This window comes from Microbacterium sp. GW821-FHT01D02 (genome assembly GCF_059422585.1).
The window spans coordinates 72,097-91,957 of sequence record NZ_JBWKXB010000003.1 but is presented as its reverse complement, the minus strand read 5'-3'; the positions used below and the strand labels follow the sequence as shown (position 1 = coordinate 91,957).

Here is a 19,861-nt window from a genome sequence, read left to right as displayed (position 1 = left end):
CGTCGTGCTGCCGACGGCTCACGATCCTACCTGCTCACCCCAGACAGGAGGGGCCGAGCAGTGACTTGAGGTCACCGAACAGGTCGGCCGAGACCTTCACGGGCATCGGGACCTCGAAGACCTTCGCCGTGCCGCCGCGGTGCACTCGGAGCAGCACCTCGGTGTCGCCGTTGTGTCGGCGCAGCACCTCGGCGAGCTCCATCATCACCCGCTCCGTGGCACGCTGCTCGGCGAGGACCAGCGCGAGCGGACCGGCGGCGTCGAAGGACCCCACGTCGGGGGCGAACGCCGACTGCGCATGGAGGTTGAGTCCGTCGTCGCGGCGGGACACGCGACCGCGCACGGCGAGGATCGCGTCCTGCTGCAGGGTGTGCTGGAACTCGGCGTAGGTCTTGCCCATGAACATCACGGTGACCTCACCGTTGAAGTCCTCGACCGTGATCATGCCGTACGGGTTTCCGCTGGCTTTGGCGACACGGTGCTGGACGCTGGTGACGAGTCCCGCCACCGTGACCTGGTCGCCGTCCTGCAGATCCTCGGAGTTGTTGAGGTCGTGGATGGAGATCGACGCGTGCTTCGCGAGCGGGACCTCCAGACCGGCGAGCGGGTGGTCGGACACGTACAGACCGAGCATCTCGCGCTCGAACGCCAGCTTGTCCTTCTTGATCCACTCCGGACGTGCGGGCACCTTGGCCGGGGCGACCTCCTCCGTGCCGTCGTAGAGACTGTCGAAGTCGAACCCGATGGCTCCCTGGGCCTCGTTGCGCTTTCGATCGACGGCGGCCTCGACCGCGTCCTCATGCACCTCCATGAGCGCCCGGCGGGTGTCCCCCATCGAGTCGAAGGCGCCGGCCTTGATCAGCGACTCGACGGTGCGCTTGTTCGAGACGTGCAGCGGCACCTTGTCGAGGAAGTGGTGGAACGAGGTGAATCGCTCATCCTTGCGGGCCTGCACGATGCCCTCGACGACGTTGCTGCCGACGTTGCGCACGGCGCCGAGGCCGAAGCGGATGTCGTCGCCGACGGCCGCGAAGAAGTTGATCGAGTCGGACACATCGGGCGGGAGCACCTTGATGCCCATGCGACGGCACTCGTTCAGGTACAGCGCCATCTTGTCCTTGGAGTCGCCGACGCTGGTGAGCAGCGCCGCCATGTACTCGGCGGGATAGTGCGCCTTGAGGTAGGCCGTCCAGTACGACACGAGTCCGTAAGCCGCGGAGTGGGCTTTGTTGAAGGCATAGTCCGAGAAGGGCAGCAGGATGTCCCACAGCGCCTTGATCGCGGCCTCGCCGAAGCCGCGCTCCTTCATGCCGCCCGCGAAGCCCTCGTACTGCTTGTCGAGCTCGGACTTCTTCTTCTTTCCCATCGCTCGACGCAGGATGTCGGCCTGTCCGAGGCTGAACCCGGCGACAGCCTGGGCGATCGCCATGACCTGCTCCTGGTAGATGATGAGCCCGTAGGACTCCTCCAGGATCTCGGCGAGCGGTGCCTCCAGCTCCGGGTGGATCGGCGTGATCTCCTGGATGCCGTTCTTCCGCAGCGCGTAGTTGGTGTGCGAGTTCGCGCCCATCGGGCCCGGTCGGTACAGCGCGATGAGTGCCGAGATGTCACCGAAGTTGTCCGGCTTCATCAGGCGCATCAGGGAGCGCAGCGGCGGGCTGTCGAGCTGGAACACGCCGAGGGTGTCGCCGCGCGCGAGCAGGTGATACACCCCGGGGTCATCCAGGCCGAGGTGCTCGAGGTCGAGCTCCTCGCCACGGTTCGTCCGGATGTTGTCGAGCGCATCCGAGATGATCGTGAGGTTGCGGAGCCCCAGGAAGTCCATCTTGATCAGCCCGAGCGACTCGCACGACGGGTAGTCGAACTGCGTGACGATCTGGCCGTCCTGCTCGCGCTTCATGATCGGGATGATGTCGAGCAGCGGGTCCGACGACATGATCACACCGGCGGCGTGCACGCCCCACTGCCGCTTCAGACCCTCGAGCCCGAGCGCGCGGTCGAAGACCGTCTTCGCCTCGGGGTCGGTCTCGATCAGCGCGCGGAACTCGCTCGCCTCCTTGTACCGCGGGTGCGCCGAGTCGAACATGCCGTCCAGCGGCATGTCCTTGCCCATCACGGGCGGCGGCATCGCCTTGGTCAGCCGCTCTCCCATGCTGAACGGGAAGCCGAGCACGCGGCCCGCGTCCTTCAGCGCCTGCTTGGACTTGATGGTGCCGTAGGTGACGATCTGGGCGACGCGCTCCGAGCCGTACTTCTCCGTGACGTAGTCGATGACCTCGCCACGACGCCGATCATCGAAGTCGACGTCGAAGTCGGGCATCGACACGCGGTCCGGGTTCAGGAACCGCTCGAAGATCAGACCGTGCTCGAGGGGATCCAGGTCGGTGATCTTCATCGCGTACGCGACCATGGAACCGGCACCGGAGCCACGGCCGGGACCGACGCGGATGCCGTTGTCCTTGGCCCAGTTGATGAAGTCGGCGACGACCAGGAAGTAGCCGGGGAAGCCCATCTGCAGGATGATGCCGGTCTCGTACTCGGCCTGCTTGCGCACCTTGTCGGGGATGCCTCCCGGGTACCGGTAGTGCAGGCCCGTCTCGACCTCTTTGATGAGCCAGCTGTCCTCGGTCTCGCCGTCCGGCACCGGGAACCGCGGCATGTAGTTCGCCGAGGTGTCGAACTCGACCTCGCAGCGCTCGGCGATCAGCAGCGTGTTGTCGCATGCCTCGGGGTGATCGCGAAACAGCTGCCGCATCTCGGCGGCGGTCTTGATGTAGTAGCCGTCGCCGTCGAACTTGAACCGGTTCGGGTCGTCCATGGTGGAGCCCGACTGCACGCACAGCAGAGCCTCGTGAGCGTCGGCCTCATGCTGGTGCGTGTAGTGCGAGTCGTTGGTCGCGACGAGCGGGATGTTGAGGTCTTTCGCGAGCCGGAGCAGGTCGGTCATCACCCGTCGCTCGATGGAGAGACCGTGGTCCATGATCTCGGCGAAGTAGTTCTCCTTGCCGAAGATGTCCTGGAACTCCGCGGCCGCCGCGCGTGCCGCGTCGTACTGCCCCAGCCGCAGCCGCGTCTGCACCTCACCCGACGGGCACCCCGTCGTCGCGATGATGCCCTTGCCGTAGGTCTGGAGCAGCTCGCGGTCCATGCGGGGCTTGAAGTAGTAGCCCTCCATGCTCGACCGGGAACTGATCCGGAAGAGGTTGTGCATGCCCTGGGTGCTCTGGCTCCACATGGTCATGTGGGTGTAGGCGCCCGAGCCGGAGACGTCGTCGCTCTTCTGGTCGGGCGAGCCCCACTGCACGCGCGTCTTGTCGCTGCGGTGCGTGCCCGGGGTCATGTACGCCTCGAGCCCGATGATGGGTTTGATGCCCGCGTTCCGCGCCGCGTTGTAGAACTCGAACGCCGCGAACGTGTTGCCGTGGTCGGTCACCGCGATGGCCGGCATGCCGTATTCGGCGGCCGCCTGGGTCATCGCATTGATCTTCGCCGCACCGTCCAGCATGGAGTACTCGCTGTGCACATGCAGGTGGACGAAGGAGTCGGATGCCATGCCTTCGAGTCTACGGCGGAGCCCCGACACCGGAGGTCGGTGCCGGGGCTCCGTCGACGACTCGCTACCCCTGGGGCGCGGACTCCACGACCGACGTGTGCACCGTGGTCGTGGAGTCGGCCATGTCGCCTGCCGGTCCCCCGGTTCCGTACTTCTCCGAGATTGAGGAGACCAGGCCCTCCTCGGTATCGATCACGATCGTCGTCGTGCGGTGACCCGGCACCACGTACTGCAGCGTCGCGCTGGAACCGTCATCCGCGAGCACCTCGAATCCGGGGATCAGCGCGATCGCGAGGAAGAATGCCGAGCGCAGGTCGGCCGGCATCAGGTTGATCGCCGACGGGTCGCTGAGACTCGCCACGAGCCACCGGTCCCCCTCCTCCCCCGTCATCCCCGACTGCGCGCGGAGCCAGTCGAGCAGGTCCCGCGGCTCCCGCGGCATCTCGGAGTAGTACGGACGGTATCGATCCGCCAGGTACGGCGTCGGCGGTTCGTCACCTCCCACGGCGAGGTACTCGCCCGCCGGGAGTGTCTCGATCGTGCCACGTTCACGAATCGCGGAGTCGGGCGAGGACGACCATTCCCGTGCCGCCTCCGCGCCACGGGACCCGAAGGAGTCCACGACCTCGGAGAAGCCCCAGTCGTAGAACCAGTCGCCGGCTCGGTCGGCCGGGACGTAGAGCACGCGCGTGTCGCGCTCCAGCACGGCGGCGTCGCCGCCGTCGCGCGAGGCGTTGAACGCGAACGTGTTCTCGTCATCGTCATCGGCCCAATCGGCCTTCCAGAAATGGAGGTGCTCGCCGACGGTCTCGATCCGCAGGTACTGCCCGGGGAGGAGTGTCGTGTCCTGCGCGTCGAACGTCACCGCGGACGCCCGCTCCAGCACCTCCGCCGCCGCGGCATCGGGCGCGGCGGGCGGCGCGAGCACCGAACCGGCCACGATCGCGGTCACCGCCGCCCCGGCGACGAGACCACCGATGCCGATCCCGGCCCAGGTCCGTCGTCGCGAAAGACGCGCTCGCTCCGGGCGCGCACTCCGCGCCATCTCCCTCGTCAGCGCCTGTCGCACCGCGAGCACGGTGTCATCGTCCACTCGAGACTCGTCGATCCCGATCTCACGAACTTGTTCCATAAGCTGCATCGCTCTCCTCCTTCGCCATCCATGTCAGTCGGGCCGCTCCGTTGGAGCCGGGCGGTGCGAGCTTGCGACGAACGCGATTCAGCCGGGATCGAACGGTTCCGACCGGCACACCCAGCGCGGTCGCGATCTGCTCATACGTGAGATCACCCCATGCATGCAGCAGCAGCGTGTCCCGATCTCTCGCCGCGAGGGCGGCGATCCGCGGAGCCAGAGCCCGCAGGGCGGCGTCGGCGTCGAGTCGCGAATCGGAAGCGACCTGAGGAGTCTCGCCCGCGACCTCCTCCGCCGATGCCGAAGCCTCGAACGCCCGCCACTGTCGCGCTTCCGCGGCTCGATGGCTCCTCACCACCCTGGTCGCGATGCCGAGCAGCCAGGGCCGCGCCGACTCCGTCTCGAGGTCGAAGGACGCGCGCCGGCGGAAGGCGACGAGGAACGTCTCGCTCAGGACGTCGTCGACGGCGTCCGCGCCGACACGTCGCCGGATGTAGCCGCCGACGGGTCGGACGTGCCGCTCGAAGATCTCGGAGAAGACTCCGGGCTCGTCGAGCGACCGCTGGATGATCTCGCTGTCCGTGCTCACACTGAGTATTGAGTCGAATCGTGAAAACGGTTCACGCTTTCTTCGGCGCCGTCCGCGACGGGCTCAGATCGAGCCGCATCAGCACGCGCGGGAAGCCGTCGAGCACCGACCCGATGTCGGCCGCCTTCACGAAACCGGCGCTCTCGAACAGCGACCGCGTGCCGACGTAGGCCATGGTCAGGTTCACCCTCTCCCCGCCGTTGTCGACCGGGTAGCCCTCGATCGCCGGGGCACCTCGCTCCCGCGCGTAGGCCACCGCTCCCTCGATCAGCGCGTGGGAGATGCCCTGCTTGCGGTGTCCGGGACGCACCCGGAAGCACCACAGCGACCACACGTCGAGATCGTCGACGGCGGGGATCAGCCGATTGCGCGCGAAACTCGTGTCGCTCCGCGGGTGCAGAGCCGCCCAGCCGACCGGTTCGTCGTCGAGATACGCGATGACGCCGGGCGGAGGATCCTGATGGCACAGCTCACGCACACGGTCGGCACGCTCCTGCCCCTTCAGCGCCACGTTCTCCTTGCTGCCGATGCGATAGCTCAGGCAGAAGCACACGTTCGACGTCGGCTTCTTCGGCCCGACGAGCGTCGCGACGTCGTCGAACACGGTCGCAGGACGAACCTCGATGGTCATGCGCCCAGTGTCGCGCACATGTCCGACATCGTGCGGGAGAAGCGCGAGCTACTCGCCGCGCAGCACGTCGAGGGCGTGACGGAAGTCCTCGGGATACGGGGACTCGAACTGCACCCAGTCCCCCGTGGTCGGGTGGGCGAACGCCAGCTGGTGCGCGTGCAGCCACTGCCGGGTGAGGCCGAGCCGGGCCGACATGGTCGGATCGGCTCCGTAGAGCGGGTCGCCGACGCAGGGATGTCGGTGCGCCGCCATGTGCACACGGATCTGGTGCGTGCGGCCGGTCTCGAGATGAATCTCGAGCAGCGACGCCCCCGGGAATGCCTCGAGCGTCTCGTAGTGCGTGACCGACGGCTTTCCGTCCGGGACGACGGCGAACTTCCAGGAGTGGTTCGGGTGGCGCCCGATCGGCGCGTCGATCGTCCCCGCCAGGGGGTCGGGGTGCCCCTGCACGACCGCGTGGTAGATCTTCTCGACCGTACGGTCCTTGAAAGCCTGCTTCAACACCGTGTAGGCGTGTTCGGACTTCGCGACCACCATCAGCCCACTGGTGCCGACGTCGAGCCGATGCACGACGCCCTGACGCTCCGGGGCACCGCTGGTGGCGACGCGGAAACCCGCTGCGGCGAGGGCGCCGACGACCGTGGGGCCCTCCCAGCCGACCGAGGGATGTGCGGCAACGCCGGTCGGCTTGTCGACCACCACGATGTCGTCGTCGTCGTACACGATGCCGAGCTCCGGCACCGCGATCGGGACGATCTTCGGCGCCTCCTTCGGCTGCCATTCCACGTCGAGCCATCCACCGCCGCGCAGGCGGTCGGACTTGTCGAGCGTCACACCGTCCAGTCGCACCCCGCCGGCCGCGGCGACATCGGCCGCGAACGTGCGGGAGAAGCCCATGAGCTTCGCCAGCGCTGCGTCGACGCGGGTGCCGTCCAAGCCGTCAGGGACGGGGAGGGAACGCGACTCCACGGTCAGCGACCCTCCGATGCGGGGGCCGCATCCTCCGAAGGCGCGTCATCATCGTGGGCGGCGTCAGCGGAAGACACGACTTCCGCGTCCACCTCATCCGCATCCGTCTCCGTCGCGGCTACGGCCGCCTCCGCGGCAGCCTCGGCTTCTTCGTCGGTCTCGACGACGGCGTGGTCACGCTCGCGGGTGCCGTCGAAGCGCAGTCCGAAGACCACGAGCAGCGCGACCGAGATCATGCCGGTCACGATGAAGATGTCCGCGACGTTGAAGATCGCCGGCATCATCCACGGCATGGAGATCATGTCGACCACGTGACCGACCGGGAATCCGGGCTCACGGAAGAGGCGATCGCTGAGGTTGCCCAGCACACCGCCGAGCAGCAGACCGAGCACCACGGCCCAGAGGCGCGAGTTGAGGCCGAACGCCTTCCAGACGATCACGCAGGCGACCACACCGAGGGCGATCGTGAAGATCCACGTCACCTCGGAGCCGAGCGAGAACGCCGCTCCGGGATTGCGGACGTAGTACAGCTGAAGGAACTCGCCGAGGACCGGGACCGGCTTCTGCAACGGCAGATTCTCGATCGTGAGGTACTTCACAAACTGATCGGCGGCCAGCACGATCGCTGCGAGAATCGCAACGATCGCACCGGCCGCCGACCGACGAAGGGCACGGCGTCCTGACAAGAGGGCGCCTTACAGACCGATCGCGGAGACGGGCGTGGAGTCCGTGGACGCCGACTTCTCGTCGAGCTCGCGGAGCTGGCCCTCGATGTAGCCGCGCAGCTGCGTGCGGTAGTCGCGCTCGAAGTTGCGGAGTTCGGTGATACGGGCCTCGAGCGTGTTGCGCTCGCGCTCCAGACGGGCCGATTCCTCGCGCTGCTTGGCCTCGGCCTCGGTGCGGATGCGGGCGACCTCGGTCTCGGCCTCGGCGATGAGCGCGTTGCGCTTCGCCTCACCCTCGGCGACGTGCTCGTCGTGCAGACGCTGCGCGAGCTCGATGATGCCGGCGGTCGCGGTGGCGGAGCCGGTGGGCGCGGGCTCGGCGGGAACCTCGGCGACGGGCGCGGGAGCCTCCGGCGCGGGAGCGGCGACAGGCTCGGCGGCGGCGGGAGTCGCACCGGACTCGTACGCGGCCAGCTTGGCCTTCAGCTCGACGTTCTCCTCGAGAGCCTTGCGCCACTCGATGACGATCTCGTCGAGGAAGTCGTCCACCTCGTCCGGGTCGAAGCCGTCCTTGAAGCGGACGTGCTGGAACTGCTTGGTGACGACGTCATCCGGGGTAAGTGCCATGAGTGGCTCCTCTTTCGATGAGTTCGAATGCCAGTATCGATGTATGGCGTGGTCGTGATGTGGCGCGAACCCGGGGCGCGCACCTGGGTGCCAGCATAGCCCCCGCGCATTGGCGCCGCGATGTCACGACACCCAGAGTCAGCGAAGTCGGTGCTGCCGTCACCGCCGATTCCCGCGGAGTTCAGCGGACGAAGAGTCGCACGATGTTCATCAGGATCAGGACGACCAGCAGAGTCAGCGTGAACCCGAAGTCGAGGGACAGTGAACCGATCCGCAGCGGCGGGATGAGCCGCCGGAAGAACCGGATCGGCGGATCGGTGACGACGTAGACCGCCTCAGCGGCGACCAGACCGAAGCCCTTCGGACGCCACTCCCGATTGAACATCGGGATGTAGTCCAGGATGAGGCGCGCGAACAGCACGAAGATGTAGAGCAGCAGCACCAGGTGAACGATGCTGGCGATGACCGAGACCAGCTGCACGGGTTACGACTGGTCGAAGCCCGCAGACTCGGCGTCTGCGTGTGCGATGCCCCCGTGCCCCGAGACGGCGATGTTCTCCGGAGAGAGCAGGAACACCTTGGAGGTCACCCGCTCGATACGGCCGTAGAGGCCGAGGGAGAGCCCGCTCGCGAAGTCGATGAGACGGCGCGCGTCGGCGTCGCTCATCTGGGAGAGGTTGATGATGACCGGGATGCCCTCGCGGAAGCTCTCCGCGATCAGCTGCGCGTCGCGGTACTGCTTCGGGTGGACGGTGAGGATCTCGTTCACGGCTCCTGCAGACGGCTGGCGGACGGCGACGGGGCGGCGGAGAGGCGTGACGGGAGCCGGAGCCGGCTCCTCGCGCTCACGGTCGCGCTCGCGGTGGGCGCGGACCGGAGCCTGCGTCTCCTCCTCGTAGACCTCTTCCTCGTCGGCGAGGCCGAGATACACCATGGTCTTCTTCAGCGGGTTACCCATCGTGTCCTCCGGTTCGAACGTTTGGGGCTGGTCTTTTCACAGGTTAACCCCGGTCGGGCCGGGGTCCGGTGATTGCGGAGCCGATCCGCAGGTGTGTCGCGCCGGCGGCGATCGCCTCGACGAAGTCGCCGGTCATCCCGGCGGAGATCCACGAGGCCGACGGCTCGACGGCGCGGACGGCGTCGGCCACGGTCCTCAGACGCGCGAACGCCGCGGCGGGCTCCTCATCGAGTGGAGCCACCGCCATCACGCCGCGCAACCGGAGCGACGGCAGCGTGAGCACGTGCTCCGCCAGTGCGGCGGCCTCGACGGGAGCGACTCCCCCGCGGCCGGGGTCGTCGGTGAGGTTGATCTGCACGAGCACGTCGAGGACGTCGTCACCGTCGGCTGCGCGGTGCAGCGCATCCGCGAAACGGGAGCGGTCGACCGAGTGCACGACGTCGGCGCTGCGACGGATCGCGGCGGCCTTGTTCGTCTGCCCCTGCCCGATGAAGTGCCAGCGGAGGTCCAGGGCCGAGAGTTCCGACTCCTTCGCCGACAGCTCCTGCTGTCGGTTCTCGCCGACGTCCTGCACACCGAGCGCATGCAGATCGCGCACGAGGGACGCCGGGTGGAACTTCGTCACCACGATCCGGGTGATCTCCCCCGGGTCCCTCGCCACGGCACGAGCGGCGGCCGCGATGCGCTCATCGATCGCGGTCAACCGCTCGGCCAGGCCGGATGGCGCCTGGCCGTCGACCGTCGAGGTCACTTCAGGAATTCGGGGATGTCGATGTCGTCGTCCGCGAAGGCCGGCTCGATGCTCGTGGTGGGAACGCGCTGCTGCACGGGCTCGGCCTGCACCGACTCGGTCTTCGTCTCCGCCTCGTCGGGCAGCGCGACCTCGGGAAGCGTCGCCGCCGACGGCCGCGACACGACCATGGGGTCCAGTCGCAGCGAGGGCTCCCCGCCATCGAAGCCCGCCGCGATCACGGTCACGCGCACCTCGTCGCCGAGGGTGTCGTCGATGACCGTACCGAAGATGATGTTGGCCTCGGGGTGCGCCGCCTCCTTGACGAGGTCGGCCGCGTCGTGGATCTCGAAGATGCCGAGGTTCGATCCACCCTGGATCGAGAGCAGCACACCGTGCGCACCCTCGATGGATGCTTCGAGGAGCGGCGACTCGACGGCCAGCTCCGCGGCCTTGATGGCTCGGTCGGCACCTCGGGCGGAGCCGATGCCCATGAGCGCGGAACCCGCGCCCTGCATGACCGACTTCACGTCGGCGAAGTCGAGGTTGATGAGACCCGGGGTCGTGATGAGGTCCGTGATGCCCTGGACACCGGCGAGGAGGACCTGGTCGGCGGTCGCGAAGGCCTCAATCATCGAGATGCCGCGGTCGCTGATCTCGAGGAGACGGTCGTTCGGCACCACGATGAGGGTGTCGACCTCTTCCTTCAGCTTGGCGACGCCCGCCTCGGCCTGGCTCTGGCGGCGACGACCCTCGAAGGAGAACGGCTTGGTGACGACACCGATCGTGAGGGCGCCGATGGACTTGGCGATGCGGGCGACGACGGGAGCACCACCGGTACCGGTTCCACCGCCCTCGCCGGCCGTCACGAAGACCATGTCGGCACCGGTCAGGGCCTGCTCGATCTCCTCGGCGTGGTCCTCCGCGGCGCGGCGACCCACCTCGGGGTCGGCACCGGCACCGAGGCCGCGCGTGAGCTCACGGCCCACGTCGAGCTTGACGTCGGCGTCGCTCATCAGCAGCGCCTGCGCGTCGGTGTTGACGGCGATGAACTCGACTCCGCGGAGACCGAGATCGATCATGCGGTTGACGGCGTTGACGCCGCCACCGCCGACGCCGACGACCTTGATCACGGCGAGGTAGTTCTGGTTCTGGCTCATGGCCGGCCTCCGATTATTCGAGCCTGGAAAAAGGATGAACCTTAAACCTCAACTAGAGGTGTAAAGTATTTCCCGGTATTGCGTTCTCTGTGATCGACGGTAAGCGCCGCCTGGCCTGGCGCGCGCCAGGACGCGGGCGTGTCGCGCCATTCCCCCGCGAAAGCGGTCAGCCGACGACGGCGACGTGCGGAGACGTGACGTCGATCGATGCCGCGTTCGGATTCTTCACCATCGCCGCGGACAGGACGATCGCCTTTTGCGCCGACTGCTCCGCGCTCCCCCACACCACGGTCATGCCGCTGCTGAGGGTCAGGGTCACGTCATCCGGCGTGGTCGCGCGCACACCCGTCAGCACCGTGCGGACCTCGGCCGGCAACGAGCGGACCACGAGACCGGCTCCTCGGAACGCGGCCGAATCGACGCCGCCGGTGACCTCGATCACCGGCTGGCCCGCGGGCGGTTCCGCGGTGGTCGAGAGCGCGACGCCGGCGGCGTCCACGAGCGTGTAGCCGGCATCCGACCGGATCACACCGACCGGGGTGCGCTCGACGATCCGCACCGTGAGATCGTGCGGCGGGCGCGCTTCCAGCGAGTACGTCTCGATGAGCGGGAACTTGAGCAGCGCGGCCTTCACCTCGCTGGTGTCGACGAGGGCGAGAGGGGTGCCCATCTGCGCGTCCAGCGCGGCCTCGATCGCGGAGGCGTCGAGGCTCGTCGCGCCGACCACGGTGATCTTCTGGACGGCGAACAGCGGACTGTACGCCGCGACCACGCTTCCGCCGATCAGCAGGACCACGGCCCCGATGGCGCTGAGCCAGACGATCCGGCGACGCCGGGAGCGCTGCGTGAAGCGACGGATCTCGGCGCGAAGAGCCTTGCGCCGGGCGCGCGCGGCGCGCCACACGTCCATCGTGGACGTCGACTGCGGTTCCTCCCCGGCGTCCGCCACCGATCCATCGGGTGCGGCGCCACCCGGTGTCGGGTCATCCGGCGCCGGGAGGGTCTCCTCGGAACGGACGTCCCGTCGCCGCGGACGTGCGGGAGGCTCCGGCGCGGCGTCCTTCTCCCCCGGCCTGTCCGGGGTGGTCGGAAGCGGTGCGGGCCGGCGCATCGGCTACGCCTCGTCGGTCCGGCGCAGCGACTCCAGGACCTGCGGGATGATCTGGTACACGTTGCCGCAGCCGAGGGTGACGACGAAGTCGCCGTCGCGGGCGACCGAGGCCGTGTAGTCGGCCGCCTGCTGCCAGTCCGCGACGTAGTGCACGTGCGAGGGATCGCGGAACGCGCCGCTCACCAGCTCGCCCGTGACACCGGGGACCGGGTCCTCACGCGCGCCGTAGACGTCGAGCATCACGGTGTGATCCGCGAACTCCTCGAGCACGTCGGCGAACTCCTGATACATGTGCTGCGTGCGGGAGTAGGTGTGCGGCTGCTGGATCGCGATGAGACGCCCCGATCCGGCGATGCTGCGCATGGCCTCGAGCGCCGCCCGCACCTCGGTCGGGTGGTGGGAGTAGTCGTCGTACACCGTGACACCGCGCTCGACCCCGTGCTGCTCCAGGCGGCGGACGGTCCCGGCGAAGCCCTCGACCGCGCGCACCGCGTCGACGAGCGAGTAGCCCAGCGCACGCAGCACCGTGACGACGCCCGCCGCGTTGATGGCGTTGTGCACACCGGGGACGGCGAGCTGCATCCGCGCGCTCTCGTCGCCGTGGGTGACCGTCGCGGCGACCGGGCCGGCCGCGACGATGTCGGTGACCCGCACGTCGGCATCGTCGGCCTGACCGAAGGTGAGCACGTGCGGGTGCGAGAGACCGGCACCGACGCGGAGGGCGCCCGCGTCGTCGCTCGAGATGACGACCGCCTCGGTCGCGGCGTCGGCGAAACGCACGAACGCGTCGTGGAAGGCCTCGTCCGAGCCGTAGTGGTCAAGGTGATCCGGGTCGACGTTGGTGATCAGCGCGACCGCCGTGTCGTAGAGGAGGAACGTGCCGTCGGACTCGTCCGCCTCGACCACGAACAGATCGCCGGAGCCCGTGGCGCTGGACGTGCCGAGCTGCTCGATCACGCCGCCGTTGACGAAGTGGGGGTCGGCTCCGAGCTCGCGCAGCGCGGTGACGATCATGCCCGTCGAGGTGGTCTTGCCATGGGCGCCGGCGACCGACACCAGACGACGGGAACCGATGAGCCAGTGCAGCGCCTGCGAGCGATGGATCACGTGGAGCCCACGCGCCTTCGCCGTGACGAACTCGGGGTTCTCCGGCCAGATCGCTCCGGTGTGCACGACGGTGTCGGCATCACCGAGGTAGGCGGCGTCGTGGCCGACGTGCACCGTCGCCCCGGCCGCGGCCAGCGCGCGCAGGTTGTCGCTGTCGGCGCGGTCGCTGCCGGAGACGCGGATGCCGGCGTCGAGGAACATCTTCGCGAGTCCGCTCATGCCGGAGCCGCCGATGCCGATGAAGTGCGCGGAGGTGATCGTCTCGGGGATGGGGAGGGAGAGGTCGGGTCTGATCATGTCCGCTTCAGTCTACTTTTCGTTCGTCGGATCGACCGTGTCACGCCGCGCGCAGGGCGCGGTCGATCAGTGTGATCACGTTCTCGGTTCCGGTGCGGGTGCCGGCCGTCTCGGCGGCGGCGGCCATCCGCGCGATCCGCTCGCGATCTCCCAGCAGCGGAACGACGATGCGGCGCACCGCGTCGCCGTCGAAGGTCGCGTCGTCGAGGAGTTCCGCCGCGCCCGCCCTCACGGCCGACGCCGCGTTCAGCCGCTGTTCGCCGTTGCCGACCGAGTACGGCACGTAGAGGGCCGGGATGCCGAGCGCGCTGATCTCGCTCACCGTCGCCGAGCCGGAACGGGAGACGATCAGGTCGGCCAGGGCGAAGGCGAGATCCATGCGATCGATGTAGCGGTGCAGGGAGTAGCCCTCGACACCCGGGTCCGCGAGGTCGCTGCGCTCCCCCGTCACGTGCAGGAGCTGCCATCCGGCGTCGAGGATGTCGCGCCAGGAATCGGCGAGAGCCTCGTTGAGACGCTGCGCACCGAGCGATCCGCCGAAGACGAGCAGCACGGGCCGCTCGGCATCCAGTCCGAAGTACTCCGCCGCTTCCGCCCGCGTCGCGACGCGATCGAGCGCGATGACCTCCTGGCGAAGGGGCATGCCGACGACCTCGCTGCCACGCAGCGGCGTGCCCTCGAAGGCCACGCCCACGGCGGCGGCTCGACGGGCGCCGAGCACGTTGGCGAGCCCCGGCTTGGCGTTGGCCTCGTGCACCACGAACGGGACGCCCTCGCGACGGGCTGCCACGTAGGCGGGTGCCGAGGCGTATCCCCCGAAGCCGACGACCACGTCGACCCCGTTCCGGCGGATGTGCTCGCGCACCTGGGCGATGGCCCGACGGAACTTCATCGGGAACGCGGCGGCCTGCCGGTTCGGCCGCCGCGGGAACGGGACCTTGTCGACGACGAGCAACTCGTACCCCCGGGCGGGGACGAGACGCGACTCCAGTCCCTCGGCCGTGCCGAGCACGAGGACGGAGGCGTCGGCATCGCGTTCGCGGAGGGCATCCGCGACGGCGAGCAGGGGGTTCACATGACCGGCGGTGCCACCGCCGGCGAGGAGATACGAGGTCACCTGGCGACCCTACCCCGCTCGGCTGACTGCTTCTCGACGACCGGAATCGTGCGGGCGAAGGCGAGGAGGACACCGCACGCGATGAGCACGGCCAACAGCGCTGTGCCACCCTGCGACATGAACGGGAGGGGGACGCCCATCACCGGGAAGATGCCGATCACCACGCCGATGTTCATCACGGCCTGGCCGACGATCCACACCGTGATGCCGCCGGCGGCGACGCGGATGAAGGGATCCGGCGTCTTGCGGATGATGTGGAAGGCGCCGATCGTGAAGAACGTGAACAGGGCGAGCACGACGATGCAGCCGATCAGCCCCAGTTCCTCACCCACGATCGCGAAGATGAAGTCGTTGCCCGCCGCGGGCAGCCAGCCGTACTTCTCCTGCGAGTTGCCGAGGCCGAGGCCGAAGATCCCGCCGGATGCCATGCCCCAGATGCCGTGGATCGACTGGTAGCAGTCCGTGTCGTAGAGCGCCATGTTGTCGCAGGTCGCCGTGATGCGCCGCATCCGGTCCTGACTCGACAGCGCGTAGGCGAGCACGGCGACGATGCCGATCACGAGCGGGAGGATGAACAGCCGGAGCTTGACCCCGGAGAAGAACAGGCAGCCCAGCAGGATCAGGACCAGCACCATCGCCGTGCCGAGGTCATGCCCGGCGAGCACCGTGCCTATCGCCAGCGCGCCGACCGGGATCACGGGGATGAACACGTGGTGCCAGGTGCCGAGCATGGCCTGCTTGCGCAGCAGCACGGCGGCGATCCACAGGGCGAGCGCGAGCTTGAGGAACTCGGAGGGCTGCAGGGTGAATCCGGCGATCAGGATCCAGTTCCGGTTGCCGCCGTCGGCGATTCCCAGGGGTGTGAACACGAGCAGCTGGAGGGCGACGGCGCCGAAGAGAGCCGGCCACGCCATCTTCTTCAGGAACGCGACCGGCATGCGGCTGATCAGGAACATCAACGGGATGCCGACCAGCGCGAACATCCCCTGGCGGAGCACTCCGCCCATCGGGTCCTGTCCGCTCGCGACGGCGGTCGCGCTCGTGGCGGACAGCACCATGACCAGACCGAAGAGGGTCAGCAGCAGAGCGGTCGAGGCGATGAGGAGGAACTCCGTCGACACCGGTGTGAACCGGCGCCCGAGGGAGACCCGGGCCGCGAGACCGCCCGACTCAGAGCGCGGAGGGCGGGATACCTGCGTCATCGGCGCTCCCCCGGTCGATCCAGTCCCGCACCGCCTCGGCGAAGCGGTGTCCTCGATCCGCATAACTCGAGAACTGGTCGAAGGAAGCCGCCGCGGGGGCCAGCAGGACTGTGCCCTCGCCGTCGACGATCCCCGACGCGATCTCCACGACACGGTTCATGACCTGTCCAGTCTCGCCAGCATCCACCTCGAACACCGGTACTGCCGGCGCGTGTCGCCGGAATGCCGCGACGACGGCCGTGCGATCGATCCCGATCACGACGGCGGCCGTGGCCGTCGCGCCCACGTCGGCGACGAGATCGGCGATGTCGACGCCCTTGAGATCTCCACCGACGACCCAGACGGCGCCCGGGTAGGCGCGCAGCGAGGAGGCGGCGGCGTGCGGGTTCGTGGCCTTCGAGTCGTCGACCCAGGTGATGCCGGCGTGCCGGGCGATCACCTGGATGCGGTGCGCGTCCAGCTGGAAGGACTGCAGCGCGGAGTGGATGGCCTCCGGCTCGACGCCGAGCGAGCGAGCGAGGGCGCTCGCGGCGAGGATGTTCTGCACGATGTGCGGGGCGGCGAGCCCGGCGGCGTCCAGATCGGCGACCGTGGTCAGTTCGAGGGCGCTGCGGGCACGATCGTCGAGGAAGGCGCGGTCGACGAGCAGCCCCTCCACGATGCCGAGGTCGCTGGGCCCGGGGATGCCGAGGTCGAAGCCGATGGCGCGGGCGCCCTCGACGACCTCCGCTTCCTCGACCATCTGCCGCGTGGCCTCGTCGGCCTTGTTGTAGACGCAGGCGACACGCGTGTTCCGGTAGACTAGGGCCTTCGCGTCGCGGTACGCCTGCGCGCTGCCGTGCCAGACGAGGTGATCGTCGGCGAGGTTGAGGCACACGGACGCGTAGGGGAACAGCTCGCCCTCCGGGCGGGACTGGCCCAGGTACCAGAGCTGATGGCTGGAGAGCTCCACCACCAGGACGTCGAACCCTGCGGGATCGCGCACCGCGTCGAGCACGGGCACGCCGATGTTGCCGCACGGAGCCGCCCGCAGCCCACCCGCCACGAGCAGCGAGGCCGTGAGCTGGGTGGTGGTCGTCTTCCCGTTGGTCCCGGTGATGAGCACCCAGTCCGCCGGCGTGCCGTCTGACCGCAGCACCTTGTCGCGGACGCGCCAGGCGAGCTCGATGTCTCCCCAGATCGCGACCCCGTTCTCCTGCGCCCACCGGATGAGCGGGTGCGACGGAGAGAAGCCCGGGGAGGCGATGACGACCTCGGGGTCGAAGTCGACCAGCGCGGCGGGGGCCTCGGAGAGACTCCCCAGCTCGAGGCGGGCACCGATCACCGGGAGCAGCCGCTCGTACTCCTCTTCGGCGGACTCGCTGAGCACGAGCACGTCGGCTCCGAGCTCGGTGAGCGTGTCCGCCACCGAGAAGCCGGTCATGGAGAGTCCGAGCACCGCGACCCGCAGGCCGCGCCAGTCGGCGTTCCAGCTGGTCAGCCCGGTGAGGCGGTCAGTCGACACGGGTGAGCCACTCGACGTAGAAGAGTCCGACGGCCGAGACGGCGAGCAGTCCGGCGATGATCCACATGCGCACCACGATCGTGACCTCGGACCACCCGCGCATCTCGAGGTGATGGTGGAACGGGCTCATCAGGAACAGACGCTTGCCGCGGGTGATCTTGAAGTACCCGCGCTGCAGGATGACCGAGCCGGACGAGAGCACGAACACACCGGCGATCACGAGGAGCAGGAGCTCGGTGCGGGTGAGGATCGCCATCGCGGTGATGACGCCGCCGATCGCCATGGAGCCGACGTCGCCCATGAAGACCTTCGCCTTCGGGGCGTTCCACCACAGGAAGCCGATGAGGCTCGCGGCGAACGAGGCCGCGATGATCGCCAGGTTGAACGGATCTCGCACCTCGTAGCATCCGCCCAGGGCGTCGGGATCACCGCCGATGCAGGGCTGCTTGAACTGCCAGAACGCGATCACGCTGTACGCGCCGACGACGATGACTCCGGCGCCGGCGGCGAGTCCGTCGAGCCCGTCCGTCAGGTTGACGCTGTTGGAGGTCGCGACGCCGATGATCGAGATCCACACCAGGTACAGGATCCAGCCGAGGATCGTGCCGAATGCGAACAGGTTGAGCCAGGTGATGTCGCGGAACAGCGAGATCGCCGGGCTCGCCGGGAACTGACCCCACTTGTTCGGGAAGTTGAGGGCGACGATGCCGAACGGGATGATGACCAGCAGCTGGCCGATCACCTTCCGCCATCCGGAGAGTCCGAGGCTGCGCTGGCTGCGGACCTTCATGTAGTCGTCGATGAAGCCCACGGCGCCGAAGCCGACCATCAGCCAGATCACGAGGATCGCCGAGAGCGCGGGGACCTCTCCGCTGACGAGGACGCCGGTGAAGTATCCGACGATGGAGCCGACGATGAAGATGACGCCGCCCATCGTGGGCGTCCCGCGCTTCGCCTCGTGGCTCGGGTTGTGGACGGACTCGGGGGTGCGGATGACCTGCCCCCAGCCCCACTTCCGGAAGAGTCGGAGGAAGACGGGAGTCAGGAACAGGGTGAAGGCGAGCGAGATCGCCGCCGACATGATGAGAGACCTCACGAGAACAATTCTCCCAGACGATCGCCGAGATGCCGGAGGCCCACGGAATTGGATGACTTCACGAGCACGCGGTCGCCGTCGCGGAGCTCGGTGCGCAGGTATTCGAATGCCGCGTCCTGGTCGGGCAGATGCACGGCCTCACTGTCCCAGGAGCCCTCGCCCACCGCGGAGAGGTAGAGCCGTCGCGCCTCCGGTCCGACCACGACGATGCGCTGGATGTTGAGGCGCACCGCGAGCAGCCCGATGCGATCGTGCTCCTCCCCCGCGCTCTCGCCGAGTTCGGTCATGGCGCCCAGCACCGCCACGGTCCGCTCGTCGGGGCCGGTGATCTGCGCGAGAGTGCGCAGCGCGGCCGCCATCGAGTCCGGGCTGGCGTTGTAGGCGTCGTTGATGATGCGCACGCGGTCGCTGCCCAGCGGCTCCATCCGCCAGCGCTCCGCGATCTCCACGGTCTCCAGACGGGCGACTGCGTCCGCGGGCGCGACGCCGAGGGCGAGTGCGGCGGCGATCGCTGCGAGGGCGTTGGACACGTGATGCGCGCCGAGGACGCGGAGGCGCAGGGGCAGCTGCTCGCCCGCGATCTCGATGATGCAGGAGGTGCCGGATGCCGAGACCTCGATGTCGCGTGCCCGCACGTCGGCGCTCGCGCTCTGGCCGAAGCCGACCACGCGGAGGCCGCGGGAGGTCGCGAGCTCCTGCATCCCGGCGACCCGGGGGTCGTCGAGGTTGAGGACCGCGGTGCCGGGGACCCGGGCCGCCGAGACGAGCTCGGCCTTCGCCTTCGCGGTCTCCTCGATGCCGCCGAATCCTCCGGCGTGAGCCATGCCGACCATCAGGACGACCGCGATGTCGGGCTCGACCAGGCCGGCGAGGTGCGCGATGCTCCCCGGGGCGGCCGCACCGAACTCGCTCACGAGGAAGCGCGTGCTCTCGGCGACCCGGAGCATGGTGACGGGCGCGCCGACTTCGTTGTTGAAGGACTTCACAGGGGCGACGGTCTCGCCCTCGTCCTCCAGGATGCGGGCGAGGAAGTTCTTGGTGGTGGTCTTGCCGTTCGACCCCGTGATGCCGACGATCCGGAGTCCGCCGCCGGCGCGGACGCGGGCGACCACCTCGCGAGCGAGCTCGCCGAGCGCCTTGACCGCATCCGGGACGACGATCTGGCTGACCGCGACGTCGACGACGTGCTCGACGATCGCGACTGCCGCTCCGGCCTCGACTGCCGCCCCCACGAATCGGTGGCCGTCGGTCTCGGCTCCGGGCTTCGCCACGAAGACGGATCCGGGCACCATCGTGCGGGAATCGGTGTCGACGATCCCGTCGACGACGGTCTCTGCCGAATCCTCTCCGGCCACACGCAGATCACCACCGACAGCGGCGGCGATCTCAGCGAGCGTCAGGGCGATCATGTCA

General features: G+C 68.7%; 18 protein-coding genes. All 18 read right to left on the bottom strand.

Translation table 11 applies throughout. The features are described from left to right. Window positions 1–34: 34 nt before the first annotated feature. The 18 genes from dnaE to AC07VM_RS13820 all read right to left on the bottom strand — a co-directional run bounded on the left by dnaE (window position 35) and on the right by AC07VM_RS13820 (window position 19,857). Window positions 35–3,553: a DNA polymerase III subunit alpha gene (gene dnaE / locus AC07VM_RS13905; RefSeq protein WP_494911801.1), complete on the bottom strand. Its 3,519-nt coding sequence runs from the start codon at window positions 3,551–3,553 to the stop codon at window positions 35–37. A 64-nt stretch (window positions 3,554–3,617) separates the two neighbouring features. Continuing rightward, window positions 3,618–4,646, bottom strand: a complete 1,029-nt coding sequence (locus AC07VM_RS13900; RefSeq protein WP_494911800.1) for a hypothetical protein — start codon at window positions 4,644–4,646, stop codon at window positions 3,618–3,620. 22 nt (window positions 4,647–4,668) lie between these two features. After that, window positions 4,669–5,274 (bottom strand): RNA polymerase sigma factor, encoded by a 606-nt coding sequence (locus AC07VM_RS13895; protein WP_494911798.1) that lies wholly within the window; start codon window positions 5,272–5,274, stop codon window positions 4,669–4,671. A gap of 31 nt (window positions 5,275–5,305) precedes the next feature. Continuing rightward, window positions 5,306–5,905 (bottom strand): GNAT family N-acetyltransferase, encoded by a 600-nt coding sequence (locus tag AC07VM_RS13890; protein ID WP_494911796.1) that lies wholly within the window; start codon window positions 5,903–5,905, stop codon window positions 5,306–5,308. 48 nt (window positions 5,906–5,953) lie between these two features. Continuing rightward, entirely contained in the window at window positions 5,954–6,874 is a 921-nt protein-coding gene (locus AC07VM_RS13885; RefSeq protein ID WP_267415069.1) for an RluA family pseudouridine synthase, read from the bottom strand. Window positions 6,875–6,876: 2 nt separating this feature from the next. Continuing rightward, the gene (lspA, locus tag AC07VM_RS13880) at window positions 6,877–7,560 is read right to left on the bottom strand and encodes a signal peptidase II (protein WP_494911795.1); all 684 of its coding nucleotides are present in this window, start codon (window positions 7,558–7,560) and stop codon (window positions 6,877–6,879) included. A gap of 9 nt (window positions 7,561–7,569) precedes the next feature. Next, window positions 7,570–8,166, bottom strand: a complete 597-nt coding sequence (locus tag AC07VM_RS13875; RefSeq protein ID WP_267415071.1) for a DivIVA domain-containing protein — start codon at window positions 8,164–8,166, stop codon at window positions 7,570–7,572. 181 nt (window positions 8,167–8,347) lie between these two features. After that, window positions 8,348–8,647 carry a YggT family protein gene (locus tag AC07VM_RS13870; RefSeq protein WP_267415072.1) on the bottom strand — a complete coding sequence of 100 codons (300 nt, stop codon included), beginning with the start codon at window positions 8,645–8,647 and terminating at the stop codon, window positions 8,348–8,350. Window positions 8,648–8,650: 3 nt separating this feature from the next. After that, window positions 8,651–9,124, bottom strand: coding sequence for a cell division protein SepF (locus AC07VM_RS13865; protein WP_267415073.1), 474 nt, complete (start codon window positions 9,122–9,124; stop codon window positions 8,651–8,653). Window positions 9,125–9,167: 43 nt separating this feature from the next. After that, window positions 9,168–9,875, bottom strand: coding sequence for a YggS family pyridoxal phosphate-dependent enzyme (locus AC07VM_RS13860; protein WP_267415074.1), 708 nt, complete (start codon window positions 9,873–9,875; stop codon window positions 9,168–9,170). After that, on the bottom strand, window positions 9,872–11,014 hold the full coding sequence (gene ftsZ / locus AC07VM_RS13855) for a cell division protein FtsZ (RefSeq protein WP_494911793.1): 1,143 nt from the start codon (window positions 11,012–11,014) through the stop codon (window positions 9,872–9,874). The genes AC07VM_RS13860 and ftsZ overlap by 4 nt, the downstream gene beginning before the upstream one ends. A 166-nt stretch (window positions 11,015–11,180) precedes the next feature. Further along, window positions 11,181–12,125 (bottom strand): cell division protein FtsQ/DivIB, encoded by a 945-nt coding sequence (locus AC07VM_RS13850; RefSeq protein WP_494911792.1) that lies wholly within the window; start codon window positions 12,123–12,125, stop codon window positions 11,181–11,183. A 3-nt stretch (window positions 12,126–12,128) separates the two neighbouring features. Beyond that, complete coding sequence (murC, locus tag AC07VM_RS13845; protein ID WP_267415077.1) at window positions 12,129–13,529, bottom strand: UDP-N-acetylmuramate--L-alanine ligase; 1,401 nt, start codon at window positions 13,527–13,529, stop codon at window positions 12,129–12,131. A 40-nt stretch (window positions 13,530–13,569) separates the two neighbouring features. After that, window positions 13,570–14,646: a UDP-N-acetylglucosamine--N-acetylmuramyl-(pentapeptide) pyrophosphoryl-undecaprenol N-acetylglucosamine transferase gene (locus AC07VM_RS13840; protein WP_267415078.1), complete on the bottom strand. Its 1,077-nt coding sequence runs from the start codon at window positions 14,644–14,646 to the stop codon at window positions 13,570–13,572. Further along, a complete protein-coding gene (ftsW, locus tag AC07VM_RS13835; RefSeq protein WP_494911791.1) occupies window positions 14,643–15,848 on the bottom strand; it encodes a putative lipid II flippase FtsW in 1,206 nt (401 codons plus the stop codon). Before ftsW ends, AC07VM_RS13840 begins: the two co-directional genes overlap by 4 nt. Continuing rightward, window positions 15,817–17,352 (bottom strand): UDP-N-acetylmuramoyl-L-alanine--D-glutamate ligase, encoded by a 1,536-nt coding sequence (murD, locus tag AC07VM_RS13830; protein ID WP_494911789.1) that lies wholly within the window; start codon window positions 17,350–17,352, stop codon window positions 15,817–15,819. The genes ftsW and murD overlap by 32 nt, the downstream gene beginning before the upstream one ends. Next, complete coding sequence (gene mraY, locus AC07VM_RS13825) at window positions 17,342–18,448, bottom strand: phospho-N-acetylmuramoyl-pentapeptide-transferase (protein ID WP_267415081.1); 1,107 nt, start codon at window positions 18,446–18,448, stop codon at window positions 17,342–17,344. The genes murD and mraY overlap by 11 nt, the downstream gene beginning before the upstream one ends. Continuing rightward, window positions 18,445–19,857: a UDP-N-acetylmuramoyl-tripeptide--D-alanyl-D-alanine ligase gene (locus AC07VM_RS13820; RefSeq protein ID WP_494911787.1), complete on the bottom strand. Its 1,413-nt coding sequence runs from the start codon at window positions 19,855–19,857 to the stop codon at window positions 18,445–18,447. Before AC07VM_RS13820 ends, mraY begins: the two co-directional genes overlap by 4 nt. Window positions 19,858–19,861: the final 4 nt, after the last annotated feature.